This is a genomic window from Mesorhizobium sp. WSM3864 (genome assembly GCF_002294955.1).
In the GTDB taxonomy this organism is placed as follows: Bacteria; Pseudomonadota; Alphaproteobacteria; order Rhizobiales; family Rhizobiaceae; genus Mesorhizobium.
The window spans coordinates 107,283-126,314 of record NZ_NSGD01000008.1; the positions used below are offsets into that span (position 1 = coordinate 107,283).

21 protein-coding genes are annotated in these 19,032 nt (G+C 64.9%); 11 read left to right on the forward strand and 10 right to left on the reverse strand.

Annotated elements, in window-relative coordinates:
- Positions 1-3 precede the first annotated feature (3 nt).
- Genes CK215_RS18210 through CK215_RS18220 form a run of 3 tightly spaced genes read right to left on the reverse strand, consistent with a single transcriptional unit; the run spans position 4 to position 2,502 of the window.
- Positions 4-1,383 carry an ATP-binding protein gene (locus CK215_RS18210; RefSeq protein ID WP_095831741.1) on the reverse strand — a complete coding sequence of 460 codons (1,380 nt, stop codon included), beginning with the start codon at positions 1,381-1,383 and terminating at the stop codon, positions 4-6.
- Between the two features lie 4 nt (positions 1,384-1,387).
- On the reverse strand, positions 1,388-1,768 hold the full coding sequence (locus CK215_RS18215) for a YkvA family protein (protein WP_095781995.1): 381 nt from the start codon (positions 1,766-1,768) through the stop codon (positions 1,388-1,390).
- Positions 1,769-1,824: 56 nt separating this feature from the next.
- Entirely contained in the window at positions 1,825-2,502 is a 678-nt protein-coding gene (locus CK215_RS18220) for a winged helix-turn-helix domain-containing protein (protein WP_095831742.1), read from the reverse strand.
- Between the two features lie 200 nt (positions 2,503-2,702).
- Here CK215_RS18220 and CK215_RS18225 point away from each other — a divergent pair, with 200 nt between their 5' ends.
- Together CK215_RS18225 and CK215_RS31345 are read left to right on the forward strand one after the other, a co-directional pair.
- Complete coding sequence (locus CK215_RS18225) at positions 2,703-3,335, forward strand: isoprenylcysteine carboxylmethyltransferase family protein (protein WP_095831743.1); 633 nt, start codon at positions 2,703-2,705, stop codon at positions 3,333-3,335.
- Between the two features lie 148 nt (positions 3,336-3,483).
- On the forward strand, positions 3,484-3,624 hold the full coding sequence (locus tag CK215_RS31345; RefSeq protein WP_156752598.1) for a hypothetical protein: 141 nt from the start codon (positions 3,484-3,486) through the stop codon (positions 3,622-3,624).
- A 44-nt stretch (positions 3,625-3,668) separates the two neighbouring features.
- Here CK215_RS31345 and CK215_RS18230 read toward each other — a convergent pair whose 3' ends face one another.
- Positions 3,669-3,887: a hypothetical protein gene (locus CK215_RS18230; RefSeq protein WP_095831744.1), complete on the reverse strand. Its 219-nt coding sequence runs from the start codon at positions 3,885-3,887 to the stop codon at positions 3,669-3,671.
- 91 nt (positions 3,888-3,978) lie between these two features.
- Positions 3,979-4,740, reverse strand: coding sequence for a COG4280 domain-containing protein (locus tag CK215_RS18235; RefSeq protein WP_095831814.1), 762 nt, complete (start codon positions 4,738-4,740; stop codon positions 3,979-3,981).
- Between the two features lie 204 nt (positions 4,741-4,944).
- Between CK215_RS18235 and CK215_RS18240 the strand changes: the two genes are divergently transcribed.
- Together CK215_RS18240 and CK215_RS18245 are read left to right on the forward strand one after the other, a co-directional pair.
- Positions 4,945-6,438 carry an aldehyde dehydrogenase family protein gene (locus CK215_RS18240; RefSeq protein WP_095831745.1) on the forward strand — a complete coding sequence of 498 codons (1,494 nt, stop codon included), beginning with the start codon at positions 4,945-4,947 and terminating at the stop codon, positions 6,436-6,438.
- A 164-nt stretch (positions 6,439-6,602) separates the two neighbouring features.
- Positions 6,603-7,622, forward strand: coding sequence for an LLM class flavin-dependent oxidoreductase (locus tag CK215_RS18245; protein ID WP_095781992.1), 1,020 nt, complete (start codon positions 6,603-6,605; stop codon positions 7,620-7,622).
- A 100-nt stretch (positions 7,623-7,722) separates the two neighbouring features.
- Here CK215_RS18245 and CK215_RS18250 read toward each other — a convergent pair whose 3' ends face one another.
- The 3 genes from CK215_RS18250 to CK215_RS18260 form a co-directional block, all read right to left on the reverse strand.
- Entirely contained in the window at positions 7,723-7,956 is a 234-nt protein-coding gene (locus CK215_RS18250; protein WP_095781991.1) for a hypothetical protein, read from the reverse strand.
- Between the two features lie 70 nt (positions 7,957-8,026).
- Positions 8,027-8,470, reverse strand: coding sequence for a carboxymuconolactone decarboxylase family protein (locus CK215_RS18255; RefSeq protein WP_095831746.1), 444 nt, complete (start codon positions 8,468-8,470; stop codon positions 8,027-8,029).
- Positions 8,471-8,582: 112 nt separating this feature from the next.
- Positions 8,583-9,659, reverse strand: coding sequence for a class I SAM-dependent methyltransferase (locus tag CK215_RS18260; protein WP_095831747.1), 1,077 nt, complete (start codon positions 9,657-9,659; stop codon positions 8,583-8,585).
- Positions 9,660-9,863: 204 nt separating this feature from the next.
- Between CK215_RS18260 and CK215_RS18265 the strand changes: the two genes are divergently transcribed.
- From CK215_RS18265 to CK215_RS18285, 5 genes are all read left to right on the forward strand, one after another.
- Positions 9,864-10,955: a helix-turn-helix domain-containing protein gene (locus CK215_RS18265; protein WP_095831748.1), complete on the forward strand. Its 1,092-nt coding sequence runs from the start codon at positions 9,864-9,866 to the stop codon at positions 10,953-10,955.
- 143 nt (positions 10,956-11,098) lie between these two features.
- On the forward strand, positions 11,099-12,070 hold the full coding sequence (locus tag CK215_RS18270) for a sugar ABC transporter substrate-binding protein (protein ID WP_095781989.1): 972 nt from the start codon (positions 11,099-11,101) through the stop codon (positions 12,068-12,070).
- A 105-nt stretch (positions 12,071-12,175) separates the two neighbouring features.
- The gene (locus CK215_RS18275; protein WP_095776730.1) at positions 12,176-13,678 is read left to right on the forward strand and encodes a sugar ABC transporter ATP-binding protein; all 1,503 of its coding nucleotides are present in this window, start codon (positions 12,176-12,178) and stop codon (positions 13,676-13,678) included.
- Positions 13,675-14,691: an ABC transporter permease gene (locus CK215_RS18280; RefSeq protein ID WP_095776729.1), complete on the forward strand. Its 1,017-nt coding sequence runs from the start codon at positions 13,675-13,677 to the stop codon at positions 14,689-14,691. The genes CK215_RS18275 and CK215_RS18280 overlap by 4 nt, the downstream gene beginning before the upstream one ends.
- Positions 14,692-14,707: 16 nt before the next feature.
- Positions 14,708-15,709 carry a substrate-binding domain-containing protein gene (locus tag CK215_RS18285; RefSeq protein WP_095776728.1) on the forward strand — a complete coding sequence of 334 codons (1,002 nt, stop codon included), beginning with the start codon at positions 14,708-14,710 and terminating at the stop codon, positions 15,707-15,709.
- 170 nt (positions 15,710-15,879) lie between these two features.
- Here the strand turns inward: CK215_RS18285 and CK215_RS18290 are convergent, their stop codons facing one another.
- Entirely contained in the window at positions 15,880-16,938 is a 1,059-nt protein-coding gene (locus tag CK215_RS18290; RefSeq protein WP_067323575.1) for an ornithine cyclodeaminase, read from the reverse strand.
- A gap of 2 nt (positions 16,939-16,940) precedes the next feature.
- Entirely contained in the window at positions 16,941-17,873 is a 933-nt protein-coding gene (rocF, locus tag CK215_RS18295; protein ID WP_095827391.1) for an arginase, read from the reverse strand.
- Between the two features lie 132 nt (positions 17,874-18,005).
- Between rocF and CK215_RS18300 the strand changes: the two genes are divergently transcribed.
- Together CK215_RS18300 and CK215_RS18305 are read left to right on the forward strand one after the other, a co-directional pair.
- Positions 18,006-18,446: an Lrp/AsnC family transcriptional regulator gene (locus CK215_RS18300; RefSeq protein ID WP_095831815.1), complete on the forward strand. Its 441-nt coding sequence runs from the start codon at positions 18,006-18,008 to the stop codon at positions 18,444-18,446.
- A gap of 227 nt (positions 18,447-18,673) precedes the next feature.
- Entirely contained in the window at positions 18,674-19,027 is a 354-nt protein-coding gene (locus tag CK215_RS18305) for a hypothetical protein (RefSeq protein ID WP_095831749.1), read from the forward strand.
- The last annotated feature ends 5 nt before the right edge of the window (positions 19,028-19,032 follow it).

Here is a 19,032-nt window from a genome sequence, read left to right on the forward strand (position 1 = left end):
CCGTCAAGCGGCCGGCTCCCTCACCGCGGGGAAGTCGACGATGACGGCGAGCCCTGGATGGTTGTCCTCCAGCGTGATCGACGCGCCATGCAGGTCCGCGACCGCCTTGACGAGGCTTAGGCCGAGGCCGCTGCCCGGCGTCGTGCGGCTGGAATCCAGCCGGTAAAGCCGCTGAAAGACCTTTTCGCGCTCGCCGGCCGGAATGCCGGGCCCATCGTCGCGGACATGGACGAGGACACGGTCGCCCTGCTTTGTCACCGACAGCTCGATCGCTGTGCCGGGGGGACAATGCCTAAGCGCGTTCTCGACCAGGTTGGCGAGCATCTGCATCAGCAGGTCGCGGTCGCCGTGGACGTACCATTTGGTGTCCGGAACGAGCGTCGTCGACAACGATTTTCCGTCGTCCTCGGCGACGTCGGCATAGACCTCGCCGATGGTGTCGACGACACTGCCGACGTCGAGATCGACAAAGCGGGCCTTGCGCGCGCCGGCCTCGATCTGAGCGATGCGCAGCAGCGCATCGAAGGTGTCGTTGATCTGCCGGCTTTCGCTGCGCGCATCGGCCAGCTCGGCTGAAACGGTCTCGCCGGAGGCGGTCTTGTCGGCAGCCTGCTCCAGGATCATCTGCAGGCGGTTGAGCGGCGTCTTCAGGTCGTGCGCGATGTTGGCGCTCACCTCCCGCATGCCGTCGACCAGGCCCGACAAGCGGTCGAGGGCTGCGTTCACCTGGGTGGACACGGCGTCGATGTCGTCGCCATTGCCGGTCAACGGGATGCGCGCGTCGAGCCGTCCGTGCGAGACGTCGACCATGGTGGCGGCAATGCCGTCGAGCCGCCGCTGGACGCGCGAGGCGAGCAGGGCGCCGCCGGCAATGGCGAGCCCGGTGATAAACAGCGTGCCCCAGCCGAAGCTCATCAGCACGATGGTCTTCAACTCGTCCGTCTCGGCAAGCGAGAAGGCAACCGTCAGATTGTTGCCGCCGACCTCGCCGGTATAGGCGCGGTACATCGTGTCGGGCGGCACGCCCGGCAATCTGGCGGCGAACATCGAGAAACCGTCGGGCAGGCCGGAGGCGGTGAAATTGCCTGCCAGACGGTTGCCGGCGGGGTCGGTCAGCGAGAAAAGCTGGTCCTTGTCGGGGCTGAGGTCGGCGTTGTTGTTGACCGAGGCGACAAGATCTTCCTTGTCGTTGGCGGCATAGGTCAGGGCAACGACCGAATAGGTCTCCTTGATGGATTTATCGAGACGTCTCGCCAGATCGGCGCTCATCAGCTGGTAGACGACCGCCCCGGACAGGATGAAGGCGAGCACGAAAAGGAAGGCAAAGGTCAGTGCCAGGCGGAAAGGCGTGCTGCGCAGCAGGCTTGGGCGTGCGTCCTTCATCGTTTCAGGCGGGGTTCGGCCAGAACAGCCATAGCAAGGCCAGGGCCGCCACGATCCAGAGGGCAATCATGAAGATCAGACCGGCCAGGCTGACCGGCTTGGTGCTGCGCGTGGCGGTGTCGCGGAATTCCCGCATGAGCCCGGCCGGAACCAGCTTTACCGCAAGCAGGATGCCGAGCGGAACGATCACAAGATCGTCCAGATAGCCGATGATCGGAATGAAATCCGGAATGAGGTCGACGGGGCTCAGCGCATAGGCCGCGACCGCGCCGGCCACGACCTTCGCGTACCACGGGACGCGTGGATCGCGGGCGGCAAGCCAGAGCGCCACGACGTCGCGCTTCATGCGAAGCGCCCATTGCCTTGCGGAGTCCAGCATCGCCATGTCGCTTATATACGGAGAGCCGGCGGGAGGCGCGAGATGCGATCAGGCATGGATCGTCAACCCTGCGCGTGCAGGCTGTAGCCGGTGTTGCGCACGGTATGGATGAGCGGCACGTCGAACGGCCTGTCGACCTTGGCCCGGAGCCGGCTGATATGGGTCTCGACGACGCTGGTCTTGGGGTCGAAATGGAAGTCCCAGACGCGCTCCAGAAGCATGGTGCGGGTAATCACCCGGCCCTCGCCGCGCATCAGCACTTCGAGCAGGCTGAACTCCCGGGGCTGCAGGTCGATGGTCCGGCCCTGCCTGGTCACGCGCCGCATGATCAGGTCCATTTCGAGGTCGGCGACGCGAAGGCTGGTCTTCTGCTCCTGCGCCGCCGGCCTCCGGCCGAGCGCGTTGATGCGGGCAAGCAGTTCGGAAAAGGCGAAGGGCTTGACCAGATAGTCGTCGCCGCCGGCCTCCAGCCCTTCCACCCGGTCGTCGACGCCGCCGATCGAGGTCAGGAATATGGCCGGCGTGTTGATGCCCGCCGCTCGCACCGCCTTGATCATCGACAGGCCGTCGAGACCGGGGACCATACGGTCGGCCACGATGACGTCATAGGCATTGCGGGTTGCCGCGGCGAGCGCTTCGTGGCCATTGCGCAGGAGATCGCAGGCGTGCCCAGCCTCGCTCAGTCCCCTGACGATGTAGTCGGCAGTCCTTGGGTCATCCTCAACCAGCAGCAGTCGCATCTTGGCCTATCGTCCGGTGTCGAGTTCAAGCGGCACGGTAGCATCGGCGCGGACCCATTCCCACAAGCCGGACTTACGCAGGCCTGTCCGCGTCCTTACAAATTCGTAAGAATGATCGAAAATACTGGGAAGGCCTCGCCGCCGGGCACGAGAAGGGCTAAGGCGAGCGCGACGCCCCGGGCCGGAGTGACTGAGACCGAATGGCTTACAGATCGCTCAAGCCAGCGCCAAAAGCCTTCGACCAGCGCAAGCGCCTGATCGTCGTCCAGGTCGCCGCCGTGACGGCCATCGTCCTGCTGCTGTTTGCCAAGCCGTTCCTCGGTGAGGGCTCGATCGGACACGAGCTGATGGAGACCACCGGCTTCGGCCTCGTGCTCGTCTGCTTTCTCGGCCGGCTATGGAGCATCCTTTATGTCGGCGGCAAGAAGAACGCCGAACTGGTCGTCTCCGGTCCGTTCTCGATGACCCGCAACCCGCTCTATTTCTTCTCGACCATCGGAGTGGTCGGCATCGGGCTGATGTTCGGATCGGTGCTGGCCGCCGCCATGCTTGGTCTTGCAAGCTTCCTCGTTTTCCGCTTCACCGCCGCCCGGGAGGCCGAGTTCCTGTCCGGCAAGTTCGGCGCCGCCTACACCGCCTATGCCGAGCGGACGCCGCGCTTCTGGCCGAATCCGATGATTTACCGCGACCAGGACCAAAGGATCTTTTCCACCAGCGCGCTGAAAAGCACGTTCCGCGACGGGCTTTATTTCCTGGCCTTGTTTCCGCTTATCGAGGCGGTCGAGCATTTCCGTCTGATCGGCATGCTGCCGACCTTGTTCACAATCTACTGATTCCGATTGGGCGTTTGCCGATTGCACCCAAAAGAAGTCAGCGGCAACGCCTTGAGTCCGAGCTGGCGAAGCATATACCTCTTTATGAGTTGGGGGCTGCGTGATGGACGTTCGCAGATCGAAACACGATACGCTCGGACGGTTGTCGGTGTTTGAACTCGACGCGTTGCGAGAAGCTTTCAAGCGATCGGTGCGCGAGAACAACGTCACGGAAATCCGGTGGGCCGAGCACGCCGAGCTTTTCGTCAAACGCGCGATCGGCAAGAAAAGTCGCGCCCTCCGAGCCTAAAGCGCGTCGCGTCGAATTTGGCCCGCGCCACCCATCAGGCCGGCTTAGCCTTTGCCTCCGCCGCGCGCGCCGCGCCTCGTGCTTTCCCAAAGGATCGCCAGGCAGCCGATCAGGATCAGGACGCCGCCGGCGACCGGCGGCAGCGCCAGAAGCTTCACGGCGCCGGCGACCAAAGCGATCAGAAGCAGCGCCAGAAGCGCAAGGCTGCCGTCGTCGACGAACATGCAGACGAGCTCCTTCAGGACGAGGCGGACGATTTTCATCGGGCAATTCCCTTCGAGCGGTTCACCATTTCACGGAAACGGCAAGCCGCTCTGTTTCTTCTTTGACCGCAATTCCGGACGGAAAACCGTTTCACACTTTTCCTGGAATTGCTTTGGCAGCAGCCACGTGGGCGTTGCGCAGCCAGCGCACCATGGCGAAGGATGCCGCGGCGATGACGACGAAGATGGCAAGCAGCGCAAAATCCTCGCCCGGCCATTCGGCGCCGAGGCCTTCGCCTGTCCAGAACACGCCGAAACTGGTCAGCATCAGGCCGACGACGAATTTGAGCGCGTTTTCCGGCACGCGCGCCAGCGGCCGGTGCACGGCGAGGCCGATCAGCATCACAAGCACGAATGCGGCCAGCGCTCCGAGACCGGCATAGAGCGTCTGGCCATGCGCGGTCCCGACCGCAATGACGATGAACACCACCTCGACCCCTTCGAGCAGCACCGCCTTGAAGGCCGCCACGCCGGCAAGATAGCCGGCGCGACGGTCGTTGGCATGGCGGGTCAGCGCGTCGGTTTCCCTGGAAAAGGCTGCCTCTTCGTCGCGGAGCGCGATGATCCCGGCGCTGCGCAGGATCGCCTTGCGCAGCCAGCGCATGCCGAACAGGATAAGAAGCACGCCGACTGCGAATTGCAGGAGCGTGATCGGGATCAGCTGCAGCAGCGGTCCGAAAGCCAGCACCAGCGCCGCCAGCACGGCGAGCGCCGAGACGGCGCCTGTCAGCGCCGGCCGCCAGCCGCGCGTCACGCCGACGGCCAGCACGATGGTGAAGGCTTCGACCACCTCGACAAAGGACGCCAGGAAGGAAGCGGCCACGGTGGAGAGAACGGGCGTCAGTTCGTGCATCAATGGGCACCGAGGTCCGTGTTTCGCCGCCCTTTTGGGAAGGCGGGGCCGGTCCAGCCTTGTTCAACAGGCGATGACGCACAAAGTATGGCGGATGGACAAATCAGCCGTCGCCGGCTGCACATTCTCCACCGCCGCGGCGAACTTGCGCCCGTGCGCAGGCCGGTGGCATAAGGCCATGCTCATCAGAGAAAGCGGCTTCAGATGACGTTATCGGTGAGAGACCTTCCCCTGCGCACGCCGATCGACGGCCGGCACCGGCAGATGATGATCGACGGTGAGTGGCGCGATGCGGTGAGCGGCCGGACTTTCGAGACGCGCAACCCCGCCACCGGCGCGGTGCTGGGCACCGTGCCGCTTGCGGATTCCGAGGACGTCGACCTGGCGGTGGCCGCCGCGCGGCGCGCCTTCGAGGGACCGTGGAGCCGCTTCAAGCCCTATGAGCGCCAGCTGCTGCTGTTGAAGATCGCCGATCTCATGGAGCGGCATTGGGAAGAGTTGGCGCTTTCCGACACCACCGACATGGGCATGCCGATCACCCGCACTTTGGCCAACCGCAACCGCGTGCTCGGCATGCTGCGCTTCTATGCCGGCATGGCGACGTCGATCCACGGCCAGACGATCGGCAATTCGCTGCCCGGCGAGATCGTCTCCTACACGCGCAAGGAGCCGGTCGGCGTGGTCGGCGCGATCATTCCGTGGAATGCGCCCACCGCCGCCTCGATCTGGAAGATCGGCCCAGCCCTGGCCACCGGCTGCACCATGGTGCTGAAACCGTCGGAAGAGGCACCGCTGACGCCGCTCCTGATCGCCGACCTGATGCAGGAGGCCGGCGTGCCGCCGGGCGTCGTCAACGTCGTGACCGGCACGGGCGCGGAAGCCGGGGCGCCGCTCGCGGCGCATATGGATGTCGACAAGGTGGTCTTCACCGGCTCGACCGCCACCGGCCAGGAGATTCTGCGCGCCTCGGCCGCCAACATGAAGCGCGTGTCGCTGGAGCTGGGCGGCAAATCGCCGGTGATCGTGCTCGCCGATGCCGACATCGAGCGCGCCGTGTCGGTGGCGGCCATGTCGGTCTTCGCGAATTCCGGCCAGGTCTGCATCGCCGGCTCCCGGCTCTTCGTCGAACGGCCGATCTATGACGAATTCGTCGAACGCGTCGCGGCCTTCGCGGCAAAGCTGCGGATCGGCGACGGCGCCGACCCCGAGACCGAGATCGGACCGCTGATCTCGCCAAGACAGCTCGAGCGCGTCTCAGGCTTCATCGCGGACGGCGCGCGCGAGGGCGCGCGGCTGGTGACAGGTGGTGAGCGCATCACCAAGGGCGCGCTGGCCGCAGGCAATTTCATGACGCCCGGCGTGTTTTCCGGCGTCACCGACGGCATGCGCATCGCGCGCGAGGAAATCTTCGGGCCGATCATCTCGGCGCTGCCCTTCGACACGCTGGAGGAAGCGGCGCGGCGCGGCAACGACACGCCCTACGGTCTCGGCGCCGGCGTGTTCACCAAGGATGTCGGCAAGGCGCACCAGCTCGCCAACCGACTGCGCGCCGGCTCGGTCTGGGTCAACACCTATCACGCGATCGACCCGGCCGTGCCCTTCGGCGGCTACAAGATGAGCGGTTACGGCCGCGAGGGCGGCGCCGAGCATCTCGACGAATATCTCAACACCAAGGGCGTCTGGATCCGGATCGATTGACGGTCTGTATCCGGTCGCGTTTCGTTGAATAGCCGCACGGCTTCAACTATTTGCGTTGCGCCAATTCCGAGCAGAAAGCGGTCGCACGTTTTTTGCTGGTATTGCGCTGGAGCAACACAAGAACACGAGCGGTTCAGCGGGCCGCCTGACTCGGAACGGAGCGCATGAAGAAGATCGGGTTTCTGTCGTTCGGGCACTGGTCGCCCGCCCCGCAATCGGGCACGCGCTCGGGCGCCGACGCGTTGCTGCAGTCGATCGACCTTGCCGTCGCGGCCGAGGAGCTCGGCGCCGACGGCGCCTATTTCCGCGTCCACCATTTCGCCCGCCAGCTCGCCTCGCCGTTTCCGCTGCTTGCCGCGGCCGGCGCGAAGACCAAGCGTATCGAGCTCGGCACCGCCGTCATCGACATGCGCTACGAGAACCCGCTCTACATGGCCGAAGATGCGGGTGCGGCCGACCTCATCGCCGGCGGCCGGCTGCAGCTCGGTATCAGCCGCGGCTCGCCCGAGCAGGTGATCGATGGCTGGCGCTATTTCGGCTACGTGCCGGAAGAGGGCAAGACCGATGCCGAGATGGCGCGCCGCCACGCCGAGATCTTCCTCGATCTGCTGCGCGGCGAAGGCTTTGCCCAGCCCAATCCGCGGCCTATGTTTCCCAATCCGCCTGGATTGCTCAGGCTCGAGCCGTTCTCGGCGGGCCTGCGCGAACGGATCTGGTGGGGCGCGGCCACCAACGCCACCGCCGAATGGGCGGCCAAGCTCGGCATGAACCTGCAGAGCTCGACGCTGAAATTCGATGAGGGCGGACAGCCGCTGCACATCCAGCAGGCCGAGCAGATCCGCGCCTACCGCGCCGCCTGGAAGGAAGCCGGCCACGCAAGGGAGCCGCGCGTGTCGGTCAGCCGCAGCATCTTCGCCTTGGTCAACGACATGGACCGCGCCTATTTCGGCGGCAGCGAGGGCGAGGACCATTTCGGCTATATCGAGCCGGAAAAGCGCGCCGTGTTCGGCCGTACCTACGCCGCCGAGCCGGATGTGCTGGTTGAGCAGCTCAGGCAAGACCAGGCGATCGCCGAGGCCGACACGCTGCTGCTCACCGTGCCCAACCAGCTCGGCGTCGACTACAATGCCCATGTCATCGAGGCGATCCTGAAGCACGTCGCGCCGGCACTCGGCTGGCGGTGATCAATCGAGCGATTCGACGGCCGCGAGGCGAGACCAAACTCGATTTCGGGGCCATGATCGAATCGGTGCACCCGATGCTTTGAGGCACTGCCACCGGCAATCAGGTCGCTGCGCCAGTGTACCGCGCGCGCACGATCCGGGTGATGTGGACCACGTTCAGGCCGATGAAGAAGACGTTCCATGCCACGACGTTCAACATCGGGACGGGCTGGCCGTAGAAGTATACTGCCAGGCAGGTTGCCGCCGTCAGGGTGAGTATTCGCAGGCGCAGCATGTCCATCGTGAAGTAGGCAATCACGTAAAGAATGTTCGCCGCGTTGATGAGCAGTTCCATGAGAGTTCCCATGTGGTGGGGCGTGCAGGAAGGGGCGGTGCCCGGTTGAAACGCCGGGCACCGCCTGCCGTCAGTCGCCGCCAAATTCGGTCTTGAAGGTTTCGAAGTCGATCTGCAGGCCATTCAGCACGGCGCTCCAGTGCCGGACGTAGCCGGCATGGGCCACGGCTTCGGCGACCTCCTCGTCGGTGGCGCCGCGGTCCTTGGCCATCTTGGTTTCCAGCCAGATGCAGTAACGGCACGGAATCTGCGCCGCCACCGCGACGTTGATGAGCGACTTTACCTTCGGTTCGAGAGCGTTGTTCTTGGGTTGAAGCTCGAGACCCTTGAACATCGTCCAAGCGCCGGCGACTGCCGACTTTGGATAGGCCTTGATATGGCTCGGCACGATGCCGAGCGTCGCCTCGATTTCCTTGTAGGTCTGCTCGGCCGCCGGCAGTTCCTGCGCAACGGCGAGCGGTGCGGCAAGTACGGTAGCGATGGCGAAGCCTATGCCTGCGAGAATGTTTTTCATGATCAGTCTCCTGTTTGTTGGGATCGAAGGGATTGCCACCCGCCCCGCGCCCCCTTTGCGCCGCGAGGCCGGAAGTCGTCCGCTGCGACCGACGGGTGTTAGCTTTCGAAGGTCAGAGCCGGGCCTCGAGGACCAAGTTGAACGGCGTCTCGAAGGCACGACGGAAACGGGTGAACCCGGCCTTGCGGAACACTTCCGCCAGCCGTGCCTCGCCGGCCTGGGCGCCCAGCACGAGGCGGCCGCCGTCCGAAATAGCGTGGGCGCAGCAGATGGTGGTGGAGGCCGCGTAATACATTCTCGCCACCGGCGAGATGTTGTCCTCGACCCGGTCATTGGCGAAAGGCTCGACCAGCATCACCGTCCCGTCCGGCGCCAGCGCCTTTGATGCATGCACTGCCGCGGCGACAGGATCGCCCATGTCATGCAGGGCATCAAAGAAGCAGATCAGATCGTAGCCGCTGCCCGGGTAGTCGTCGGCCCGCGCCTTTTCGAACGCCACGCGCCCTTCCAAGCTCTGCTTGGCGGCGCCGCGACGGGCCTCCACCAGCGAGTCTTCGTGATTGTCGAAGCCATGGAAGCGGGAAGCCGGAAAGGCCTTTGCCATGAGCGCCGTCGAATGGCCGTGGCCGCACCCGATGTCGGCGACAAGCGCACCAGTCCTGAGCTTCTCGACGACGCCCTCCAGGGATGGCAGCCATTCGCTGACGAGACTGGCCTTGTAGCCGTTCCGGTAAAAGGCGGCCACGCCGCAGGCCAGGCGTCCGTCATGATCTCCCCAGGCGATGCCCTTGCCGGTGCGGAAAGCCTCCACGGCCTTCTCTTCGTCGGCCCACATCGAAGCGGGCACCGCCCAAGCGTTGGGAATGAAGACGGCGCTGTCCTCGTCGGCGAGCACGACTTCCTGTTCGGCTGTCAACTCGTAGGTGTCGCTGACCGGGTGGTAGACGATATAGCCGCCCGCCACTTGGGAATTGAGCCATTCGCGTACGTAACGTTCGGCACAGCCGGCGCGCCCCGCGAGCGCGCGGGCACTGAGGGGTCCGAGGCCCGCCATGGCCTTGTAAAGACCGAGACGGTGGCCGAGGCTGATCATGACTCCGCCGTAGCCGGCCGAAATATCACCGATCGCTCGCGCGACGAGCGCATAGAGTTTTGCCGGATCGATCTTATGGTTGTGGGTATGCTCCATGTCCAAGTCTCCTGTCCAATCGCTCGGGCAACCCCCGAGGCAGCGGCTGAATCGCAGGAACAGGGAAGAAACGGGAGAGCGCGACTCTCCAGAATCGGGCCATTTGTGCCACTGGCCCGTCGTCAGGAGAGAAACAGGAGAGAAACTGGCGGCCGCGCGCGCCGGGCGCTATGGTTGCGGCGCCTGCGACATGGATTAGCCGACATGCATCGTCACTTCACCACTGCCGCATCCGAGCCGCTTCACGTGAGTCTGGTGGCCATTCCAGAGGCCGTGGTGTCCACGTTGTCGGGCATCTTCGACGTGATGAATGCTTTCAAAATAATGCCGCTGCCGGGCAGCGAGCCGCGCCAGGCTCCGCCCTTCGAGATTGAGATCGTCGGCCTAGAAACGGGCGCTCTGGAACTGGCCAGCCGCGTGCCGGTCATGGTTCAGCGAAGTGTGGCGGAGGTGGATATGACCGACATCGTCATTGTTCCTTCGATCCTGCTTGGGCCGAACGGCTGGCGAAAGGACCTGCATCCGGAACTGATCGACTGGTTCCGCGCCATGCATGGCCGCGGCGCGATCTTGTGCTCGGCGTGCTCAGGCATCTTCCTGCTTGCCGAAACCGGTCTGTTCGATGGCGTGGACGCGACCGTGCATTATGGCTACGCCGGCGACTTCGGCCGGACGTTTCCACAAGTGCCTATCCACCCGGATCGTGTGCTGGTGGTGTCGGGCAAGCGGGAGGAGCTCATCTCCTCGGGTGCTTCCATGACCTGGCATGATCTGGTGTTGTACCTGATCGCCCGACACGCCGGCGCGACCGCAGCCCAGGCCGTGGCGCGCTCATTCGCGCTGCAGTGGCATCAGGACGGTCTTGCGCCCTACATCATCTTTGAGGGTCGCAAGGATCATGGCGATCTTGCCGTTCAGGCGGCGCAGGACTTGATCGCCACCCGATTTTCGGTCGCCAATCCCATAGAAGAGATGATCCGCTGCGCCCAGCTCACGGAGCGCACCTTCAAACGCCGGTTCACGAGCGCAACCGGCCTGAGCCCGATCGCCTATGTACAGCGCTTGAGGATCGAGGACGCCAAGCGCCGACTGGAGCGCACCGACGCGTCAATCGACGACGTGAGCTGGCAGGTCGGGTACGAAGAGCCTGCGTTCTTCCGTCGCTTGTTCAAACGTGTGACGGGGCTGGCGCCCGGCGCATACCGCAAGCGGTTCAAGATCCCCGCCTATGCGCAAAGGCATTTGCCCGACGAGAGCGTCGAACTCCGGCTGGGAAATAGCCAGCGGCAGACCTAAGCCGGGGCCGACGCTGCGATATCCGCCCGGCAGGCTGCTCGGGTACGCTTCCTCCGCGAGCGTGTTGACATCCGACGAAGACAAGCAGTAGTTTTTGCGTAATCGGTTACGTAACCGATTACGCTCTTCAGGAGGAGGAAAGCATGAGCAAGGTTTCAAATTCGCATGGGCTCGATCTAGGCCGGGTCTCCAGGCGCAAGTTTCTCAAGACCGGCGCGCTGGCGGCCGGCGCGTTGGCGCTGCCGTTCGGTCCGGCGTTTGCGGCCGACAAGCCGAAGGTCGGCTTGGTCATGAAGTCTTTGGCCAACGAGTTCTTCAAGCAGATGCAGGCCGGCGCGGAGGACTATGCGGCCAAGAACAAGGACAAGTTCGATTTCGCCGCCGTCGGCATGAAGGACGAGCGCGATTTCGCCGCGCAGGTCGATGCGATCGAGAACTTCATCACCCAGAACTACAACATCATCGTCGTGGCGCCGGCCGATTCGAAGGCGATGGTCACGCCGATCGCCAAGGCGCTGAAGGCCGGCATCAAGGTCATCAACATCGACGTCGCGCTCGACGATGAGGCCAAGAAGAAGGCCGGCATCGACCTTGCCTTCTTCGGGCCGGACAACCGCGCCGGCGCCAAGCTCGCCGGCGACGCGCTCGGCAAGGCGCTGGGCAAGGGCGGCAAGGTCGTCATCCTCGAAGGCAATCCGGAAGCCGACAACGCCAAGCAGCGCAAGCTCGGCTTCGACGATTCGGTGAAGGAGCACGGCCTCGACCTGCTCGATTCGAAGACCGCGCATTGGGAGACCGAGGAAGCCAACACGCTGATGACCAACTTCCTCACCCAGCACCCCGACATCCAGGGCGTGATGGCGGCGAACGATTCGATGGCGCTCGGCGTCGTCAAGGCGATCGACGCGGCCGGCAAGTCGGGTCAGATCAAGGTGGTCGGCTTCGACAACATACCGGCGGTCGGCCCGCTGCTCAAGGAAGGCAAGATGCTCGCCACGGTCGAGCAGTATGGCGCGCAGATGGCGGCCATGGGCATCGACTACGGCCTGCGCGAGCTTGCCGGCGAGAAGTTCTCCGGCTGGGTCAAGACCGACGTCAAGCTGATCACCGCCTGAGGCGAGCAGAGGCGCCGGGACTCCCTCTGGCGCCATCCATTCGCTTGTCTCATCATCGCCGCCGGCAAGCAGCCGGCGGCGATGAGCGCCGTTCAGGATTGCTGCATGGACGATGTGGTTCTTTCCCTTGAAGGGGTAGGAAAGATCTTTCCCGGCGTGGTCGCGCTGAGCGACGTCTCGCTGTCGTTCGCGCGCGGCGAGACGCATATCGTCCTCGGCGAGAACGGCGCCGGCAAATCGACGCTGATCAAGCTCTTGGCCGGCATTTACCAGCCGGACAGCGGCACGATCGCCTTCAACGGCCAGCCCTATCAGCCGAAGACGCCGCATGATGCGCAGCTAAGCGGCATCCGCATCGTGCACCAGGAGCTGAACCTTCTGCCCTATCTCAGCATCGCCGAGAACCTGATGCTGGAAAACCTGCCGCGCCGCGCCTTCGGCATCGTCGACCGCAAGGCGCTCAACCGGCGCGCCGTCGCGCTGCTCAAGGAGGTCGGGCTCGACGTCGATCCGAGGACGCGGGTCGAAGCGCTCGGCCTCGCGCAGATGCAGCTGGTCGAGATCGCCAAGGCGCTGAGCTACGACAGCAAGCTGCTGGTGCTCGACGAGCCGACGGCGACGCTGACGCCGCCGGAGATCGGGCGGCTGTTCGCCATCATCAAGCGGCTGAAGGCCAGGGGCGTCACCATCATCTACATCTCGCACCGGCTGCACGAAGTGTTCGAGATCGGCGACCGGGTGACCATCCTGCGCAACGGCAGGCTGGTCGCGACCCGCGACCTCCACGGCCTCAGCGTGCCGGATGTCGTGCGCATGATGATCGGCCGCGACATCGCCGACGAATTCGGCTTCGACGCCTCGATCGTGCCGGGCAAGGTCGCGCTCAGCGTCACCAATCTGAAGCGCAGCGCCGTGACGCCCGAAATTTCCTTCAACGTCCGCCACGGCGAGATCTTGGGCGTCGCCGGTCTGGTCGGCAGCGGCCGGACCGAAGCCATGCGGGCCCTGTTCGGCGCCGATCCGAGGCTCGACGGCGTCGTCGAGATCGACGGCAAGCCGGTGGCGATCACGGCGCCCAAGGATGCCGTGCGGCATGGGCTCAGCCTGCTTACCGAGGATCGCAAGGGCCAGGGCCTGCTGCTCGATCTGGCCGTGGACAAGAACATCACCATCACCGATCTCGGCAAGGTGTCGCGCCACGGGCTGGTCAACCGCCGGGCCGAAGCCGCGGCAGCGAACGATCTCATCGGCCAGCTGCGCGTCAAGGCAAGCTCGATCGAGCAGGCGGTGCGCAATCTCTCGGGCGGCAACCAGCAGAAGGTGGTGTTGGCCAAATGGCTGTTCCGCGGCACCTCGACGCTGATCCTCGACGAGCCGACGCGCGGCGTCGACATCGGCGCGCGGCGCGAGATCTACCAGCTTCTGTGGATGCTGGCGGCGGCTCAAAAAGGCATCATCATGGTGTCTTCCGACCTGCCGGAGCTGATGGGCATGTGCCATCGCATCATCGTCTTTTCCAAGAACAAGATCGTCGGCGAGGTGCCGCGAGCCGAATTCGACCAGGAGCGCATCCTGTCGCTCGCCTACCAGGAGTATGTGCGACCATGAGCGAGACGTCCGAAACCCTCGTGTCGGCGCCTGTTTCTCCCGGCAGGGCGAAGTTCCTGCGCTTCCTGATCCGCGACGCCGGCGTGCTTCTGGCGCTGGTGCTGATCACGCTGTTCTTCTCGCTCACAGCGCCTTACTTCGCCACGCCCGGCAACGCGCTGAAGATCTTCGTGCAGATCGCCATCAACACGGTGCTCGCCGCCGGCATGACCTTCGTCATTCTCACCGGCGGCATCGACCTTTCGGTCGGCTCGGTGCTGGCGCTCTGCACCGTGGTCGGCGCCACCGTCATGATCGACGAAAGCCTGTCGCCGGCCGTCGCGATCACTTTGGCGCTGCTCGCCTGCATGGCGACCGGTGCTGCCTGCGGCTTCCTCAACGGCTGGATCTCGACGCGCTGGAAGATCCCGTCCTTCATCGTCACGCTCGGCATGCTCAACATGGCGGCGGGCGCCGCGCGCGTGGTCAGCGACAATTCGACCATCACCGGGCTGCCGCAGAGTTTCGTCGATTTCGGCAATCTGATCATCGGCGGCTTCCTGCCGTCGATCTTCCTGGTCGCGGTGCTGGTGATCGCGGCGGGCTGGTTCGTGCTGCGCTTCACCGTGTTCGGCCGCATGATCTTCGCCGTCGGCACCAATGACGAGGCGGTGCGCCTCTCCGGCCACAATCCGGATTTCTACAAGGTCGCGGCCTTCACCATCAGCGGGCTGACGGCCGGCATCGCGGCCATGGTCTATCTGCTGCGCTTGAACATCGGCAGCCCGATCGCCGGCGTCGGCTACGAGCTCAATGCAATCGCCGCCGTCATCATCGGCGGCACCAGCCTCAGCGGCGGCAAGGGCTCGATCATCGGCACGCTGGTCGGCGCCTGCATCCTGCAGGTGCTCAGCACCGGGCTGCAGCTGCTCGGCGTCGGCGACAATTTCAAACCGATCGTGATTGGCCTTGTCATCGTGCTCGCCGTCATCCTAGACGCTTATCGGGAGAGGCTGTTGCGGAGGATCCGCTAGAGGGTCAGAGGGAACCATGACCACAATTGCCGATGTCGCGCGCTATGCGGGGGTGTCCGTCGCAACGGTCTCGCATGTGATGAACCGCACGCGCCATGTCGAGCCGGAGACGGCCGAGCGCGTGCGCGCGGCGATCACCGCCCTGCGCTACAGCCCGAACTCGCTGGCGCGGAGTCTGAGGCGCGGGGAGACCAAGACCATCGGCCTGCTGCTCCCGGACAATTCCAACCCGTTCTTCGCCAGCGTGGCGCGCCAGATCGAGGATGCCGGCTTCGTGGCCGGCTATACGGTGATCCTGTGCAACTCGGATGGCAGCGCCGAGAAGGAAGAGCGCTATCTGTCGGTGTTGATGGCAAAGCAGATCGACGGACTGATCTTCGCCGGTTCGTCAGACCATGCGCGGGTGTTCTCGCACCTGTCCGCCGCCCTGCCGGCGGTGCTGCTCGACCGCGAGATCCATTCTGTCCATGTCGATTCCGTGCTGGTCGACCACGATCACGGCGGCTATCTCGCCGGGCGCCATGTGGTCGGGCTCGGCCACAGCAAAATCGGCGTCATCGGCGGTCCGCGCGATTCGAGCTCCAGCCCGGCCCGCCTGCGCGGTTTTACCCGGGCACTCGCGGAGGCAGGTATCGACCTGCCTGCTTCGTCGGTGGTCGATTCCGACTATCATTTCGCCGGCGGACGCCTGGCGATGGAGCGGCTGATGACGCAGGCGCCGGAGATCACGGCGGTGTTCGCCTGCAACGATTTGATGGCCATGGGCGCCATCACCGCGCTGCGCACGCGCGGCTTGCGGGTGCCCGACGACATGTCGCTGATCGGTTTCGACGACATCCCCTATGCGGTCACCACATGGCCGCCGCTGACGACGATCGCGCAGCCGGTCGAAAAGATCGGAACGCGGGCGGTCAGCCTGCTGCTCGAGCGCGTCGGCGAGCCCGAGGCGCCGTCGCGCCGCGAGGTGCTGGCGCCAGTGCTGGTGGAGAGGGAAAGCTGCGCGGCGGTGCAGAAGTAGCGTGTAATCTCCCCTCTTGAGGGGGAGATGTCGCCGAAGGCGACAGAGGGGGTCGGTCCGACTGGGCTCGGCCTGCTGCGGCAGATGGAGGTTGGCTCTCCACGCGAGGCGACCCCCTCTGGCCTGCCGGCCATCTCCCCCTCAAGGGGGGAGATTACGCGCTCATTCCCTCACGCCGCCGGTTGCATGGCGGCCCTCAGCAGCATGCCGAACAGGTCGCGCGGCTCGTCGGGGTCGGCGAGCAGGTCGAGCTCCTCGTAGAGGCCGGTCGCCTGGAGCTGGTCGCGGACATAGCGCAGCGCGGAAAAATCCTCCGTTGCAAAGCCGACGGAATCGAACAGCGTGATCTGCTCCTTCGTCTTGCGGCCCTCGGCCTGGCCGGTCATGACCTGCCACAGCTCGGTCACCGGATGATCGGCATCGAGCTGCTGGATCTCGCCCTCGATGCGCGTCTGCGGCGGAAACTCGACGAAGATGTCGGAGCGCAAAAGGATATCGCGGTGCAGCTCGGTCTTGCCGGGACAGTCGCCGCCGACGGCGTTGATGTGGACGCCGGAACCGACCATGTTGTCGGTGAGGATGGTGGCGTACTGCTTGTCGGCGGTCACCGTGGTGATGATGTCGACGCCTTCCACCGCGTCCTGCCCGGTCGAACAGATGGTGATGTCGAAGCCCTTGCCGGCGAGGTTGCGGGCGCATTTTTCGGAAGCAGAGCGGTCGATGTCGTAGAGCCGCAGCCGGTCGATGCCGAGCAGCGCCTTGAACGCGACGGCCTGGAACTCGGACTGGGCGCCGTTGCCGATGATGGCCATGGCGCGCGAGCCTTTCGGTGCCAGATATTTGGCGGCAACCGCCGAGGTCGCGGCGGTGCGCAGCGCCGTCAGGATCGTCATCTCGGTCAAGAGCATCGGATAGCCGGAGCCGACATCGGCGAGCACGCCGAAGGCGGTGACGGTCTGGCGGCCTTCGCGCATGTTCTTCGGGTGGCCGTTGACATATTTGAAGCCGTAGAGGCGGCCGTCGCTGGTCGGCATCAGCTCGATGACGCCGTCATGGCTGTGCGAGGCGACGCGCGGCGTCTTGTCGAACAGCTCCCAGCGGCGGAAATCCTCCTCGATATAGCCGGCAAGCTCGGTGAGGAAGCGCTCGAGGCCGATGGCGAGCACCAGCTTCATCATGCGGTCGACGCTGACGAAGGGGACGATGGCAAGGCGGGACGGCTGGGTCATGATCAGAGGCTTCCGGAATGGCTGCGGGTCGGGCGATCCATGATGCGGCGGCCCATCAGGCTGGCGGTAAGGTCGACCATCAGGGTCGCGGTACGGCCGCGTTCGTCGAGGAACGGGTTCAGTTCGACCAGGTCGAGGCTGGAGACCAGGCCGCTGTCGGAGAGCATCTCCATCACCAGATGCGCCTCGCGGAAGGTGGCGCCGCCCGGAACCGTGGTGCCGACGGCCGGCGCGATCGAGGGGTCGAGGAAGTCGACGTCGAGGCTGACATGCAGCAGCCCGTTTGCCTCTTCGATCCTGGCCAGGAAAGCCCGCAGCAGCGGGGCGATGCCGTGCTCGTCGATGGCGCGCATGTCATGCACGGTCACACCCGCGTCCTTCAGCGCGCGGCGCTCGGCCGGATCGACGCTGCGCAGGCCCATGGTGCAGACGCGGGCCGGGTCGACTGCGGCGGGCAGGTCGGGGAAATAGCCGTTGAAGCCGGGGCGGCCGCTGGCATAGGCGAGCGGCACGCCGTGCAGATTGCCGCTGGTGGTGGTGTCGAGCGTGTGGAAATCCGGGTGGGCGTCGAGCCACAGCACGAAGAGCGGCCGGCCGCGGTCGGCGGCGCGGCGCGCCACCCCGGAGACGGTGCCGGCGGAGATCGAGTGGTCGCCGCCGAGGAAGATCGGCATGGCATCCCTCGACGCCGCGTAGGCGGTCTCGGAAATCGCCGCCGTCCAGGCGGAGATTTCGGGCAGCGCCTTCAGGGCGAGATTGCCATGAGCGACAGGGCGCGCCGCCGCCTTCTCAACCGCGCCCCAGTCCTCGACCTCATGGCCGAGCTCCGACAGCACCGCGACAAGCCCCGCTGTGCGCAGCGCGCTCGGCCCCATCTCGCATCCCATCCTGCCCGCGCCGTCCTGCACCGGCGCGCCGACGATCCTGCAGCGCATCACTTCTTTCCGCTTTTGCGTTTGATTTGCCGAAGTGAACCACCGCTGCCTGGCGGTTTGAACAGGATAAATTGGCATTTCGAAAAGGTCGATTTATCATAGTGGGCATATCGGCTGCTCGAAATGGTCAAAATGGACGCGCTCGACGAGAGACTGGTGACGCTTCTGAGGCACGATGCGCGGCGCAGCGTCTCCGATCTCGCGCTCGATCTCGGCGTCTCGCGCGCGACGGTCCGGGCGCGCATGGAGCGGCTGGAGAAATCCGGCGAGATCATCGGCTACACGGTGGTGCTGCGCGCCGATGCGGTCGACCAGCGCATCCGCGGCGTGATGATGATCGAGATCGAGGGCCATGCCGCGGACCGCGTGATCAGGGCGCTTGGCGGTTTTCCCGAGGTGTCGACCATCCACACCACCAACGGCCGCTGGGACCTGGTGGTCGAGCTCGGCACCGCCTCACTCACGGACTTCGACGCCGTGCTGCGGCGGATAAGGCTGATCGCCGGGATCACTGGCAGCGAGACGAGCCTGCTGCTGGCGACGCCGAGGACGACGAGGGCTAGGTTGGGGTAGCGCGGTTCAAGGTTTCATGGAAACGCCGAACCGCTCGACTTTTCTTGTTTTTGCGCAATTCCGGACTGAGGCTTCGGCGAGAGCGGCGAGCCGTTAGGGACTTTCCTGGAATTGTTCCAGCAAAGGCGCCAAACCGTCAGGATCAGGCGGCAGGGCGCTTCCTTTCCGTCGCGACCTATTTTGCCCGGCCAGCATGAGCCGAGCCACAAATCGCGGAGAGCAGCGCAATGCTGAAGACGATCGCGGCCGGGGTAGGCCTGGGCCTTGTCGGGTTCCTCATCGCGATTTTCACGATGGGCGCAGGGCACGGAACGAACGTTCCCGGTTTCATCGTGGTCCCCTGGATGATGCTGCTGATGATGGCAGGCGTTGGCGCTTTGCCTGGGCTGCTCGCCGCATGCGCCCAATTCACGATCTATATCCTTCTGATCCGCTCCAAGCCGTTGCTGGCGCTGCCGATCGGGATCGTTCACTGCGCCGCCACGGTATGGGGGATGGGGAGAACGGAATCTTGTTCTGAAGGCTACAAACGCGAAAAAGCCGCGGCGAACCGCGGCTTTTTCGTTTGCTTGATTCCCTGAAGGAA

Excerpts from the sequence above, each read along its gene's own strand:
- CK215_RS18305 (WP_095831749.1), top strand. The coding sequence starts at position 18,674 with ATGCTGAAGACGATCGCGGCCGGGGTAGGCCTGGGCCTTGTCGGGTTC.
- CK215_RS18260 (WP_095831747.1), bottom strand. The coding sequence starts at position 9,659 with ATGGAGCATACCCACAACCATAAGATCGATCCGGCAAAACTCTATGCG.
- CK215_RS18265 (WP_095831748.1), top strand. The coding sequence starts at position 9,864 with ATGCATCGTCACTTCACCACTGCCGCATCCGAGCCGCTTCACGTGAGT.
- CK215_RS18285 (WP_095776728.1), top strand. The coding sequence starts at position 14,708 with ATGACCACAATTGCCGATGTCGCGCGCTATGCGGGGGTGTCCGTCGCA.
- CK215_RS18240 (WP_095831745.1), top strand. The coding sequence starts at position 4,945 with ATGACGTTATCGGTGAGAGACCTTCCCCTGCGCACGCCGATCGACGGC.
- CK215_RS18290 (WP_067323575.1), bottom strand. The coding sequence starts at position 16,938 with ATGACCCAGCCGTCCCGCCTTGCCATCGTCCCCTTCGTCAGCGTCGAC.
- CK215_RS18235 (WP_095831814.1), bottom strand. The coding sequence starts at position 4,740 with ATGCACGAACTGACGCCCGTTCTCTCCACCGTGGCCGCTTCCTTCCTG.
- CK215_RS18220 (WP_095831742.1), bottom strand. The coding sequence starts at position 2,502 with ATGCGACTGCTGCTGGTTGAGGATGACCCAAGGACTGCCGACTACATC.
- CK215_RS18270 (WP_095781989.1), top strand. The coding sequence starts at position 11,099 with ATGAGCAAGGTTTCAAATTCGCATGGGCTCGATCTAGGCCGGGTCTCC.
- CK215_RS18280 (WP_095776729.1), top strand. The coding sequence starts at position 13,675 with ATGAGCGAGACGTCCGAAACCCTCGTGTCGGCGCCTGTTTCTCCCGGC.
- CK215_RS18300 (WP_095831815.1), top strand. The coding sequence starts at position 18,006 with ATGGACGCGCTCGACGAGAGACTGGTGACGCTTCTGAGGCACGATGCG.
- CK215_RS18215 (WP_095781995.1), bottom strand. The coding sequence starts at position 1,768 with ATGGCGATGCTGGACTCCGCAAGGCAATGGGCGCTTCGCATGAAGCGC.
- rocF (WP_095827391.1), bottom strand. The coding sequence starts at position 17,873 with ATGCGCTGCAGGATCGTCGGCGCGCCGGTGCAGGACGGCGCGGGCAGG.
- CK215_RS18225 (WP_095831743.1), top strand. The coding sequence starts at position 2,703 with ATGGCTTACAGATCGCTCAAGCCAGCGCCAAAAGCCTTCGACCAGCGC.
- CK215_RS18255 (WP_095831746.1), bottom strand. The coding sequence starts at position 8,470 with ATGAAAAACATTCTCGCAGGCATAGGCTTCGCCATCGCTACCGTACTT.
- CK215_RS18245 (WP_095781992.1), top strand. The coding sequence starts at position 6,603 with ATGAAGAAGATCGGGTTTCTGTCGTTCGGGCACTGGTCGCCCGCCCCG.
- CK215_RS18250 (WP_095781991.1), bottom strand. The coding sequence starts at position 7,956 with ATGGAACTGCTCATCAACGCGGCGAACATTCTTTACGTGATTGCCTAC.
- CK215_RS18210 (WP_095831741.1), bottom strand. The coding sequence starts at position 1,383 with ATGAAGGACGCACGCCCAAGCCTGCTGCGCAGCACGCCTTTCCGCCTG.
- CK215_RS18275 (WP_095776730.1), top strand. The coding sequence starts at position 12,176 with ATGGACGATGTGGTTCTTTCCCTTGAAGGGGTAGGAAAGATCTTTCCC.
- CK215_RS18230 (WP_095831744.1), bottom strand. The coding sequence starts at position 3,887 with ATGAAAATCGTCCGCCTCGTCCTGAAGGAGCTCGTCTGCATGTTCGTC.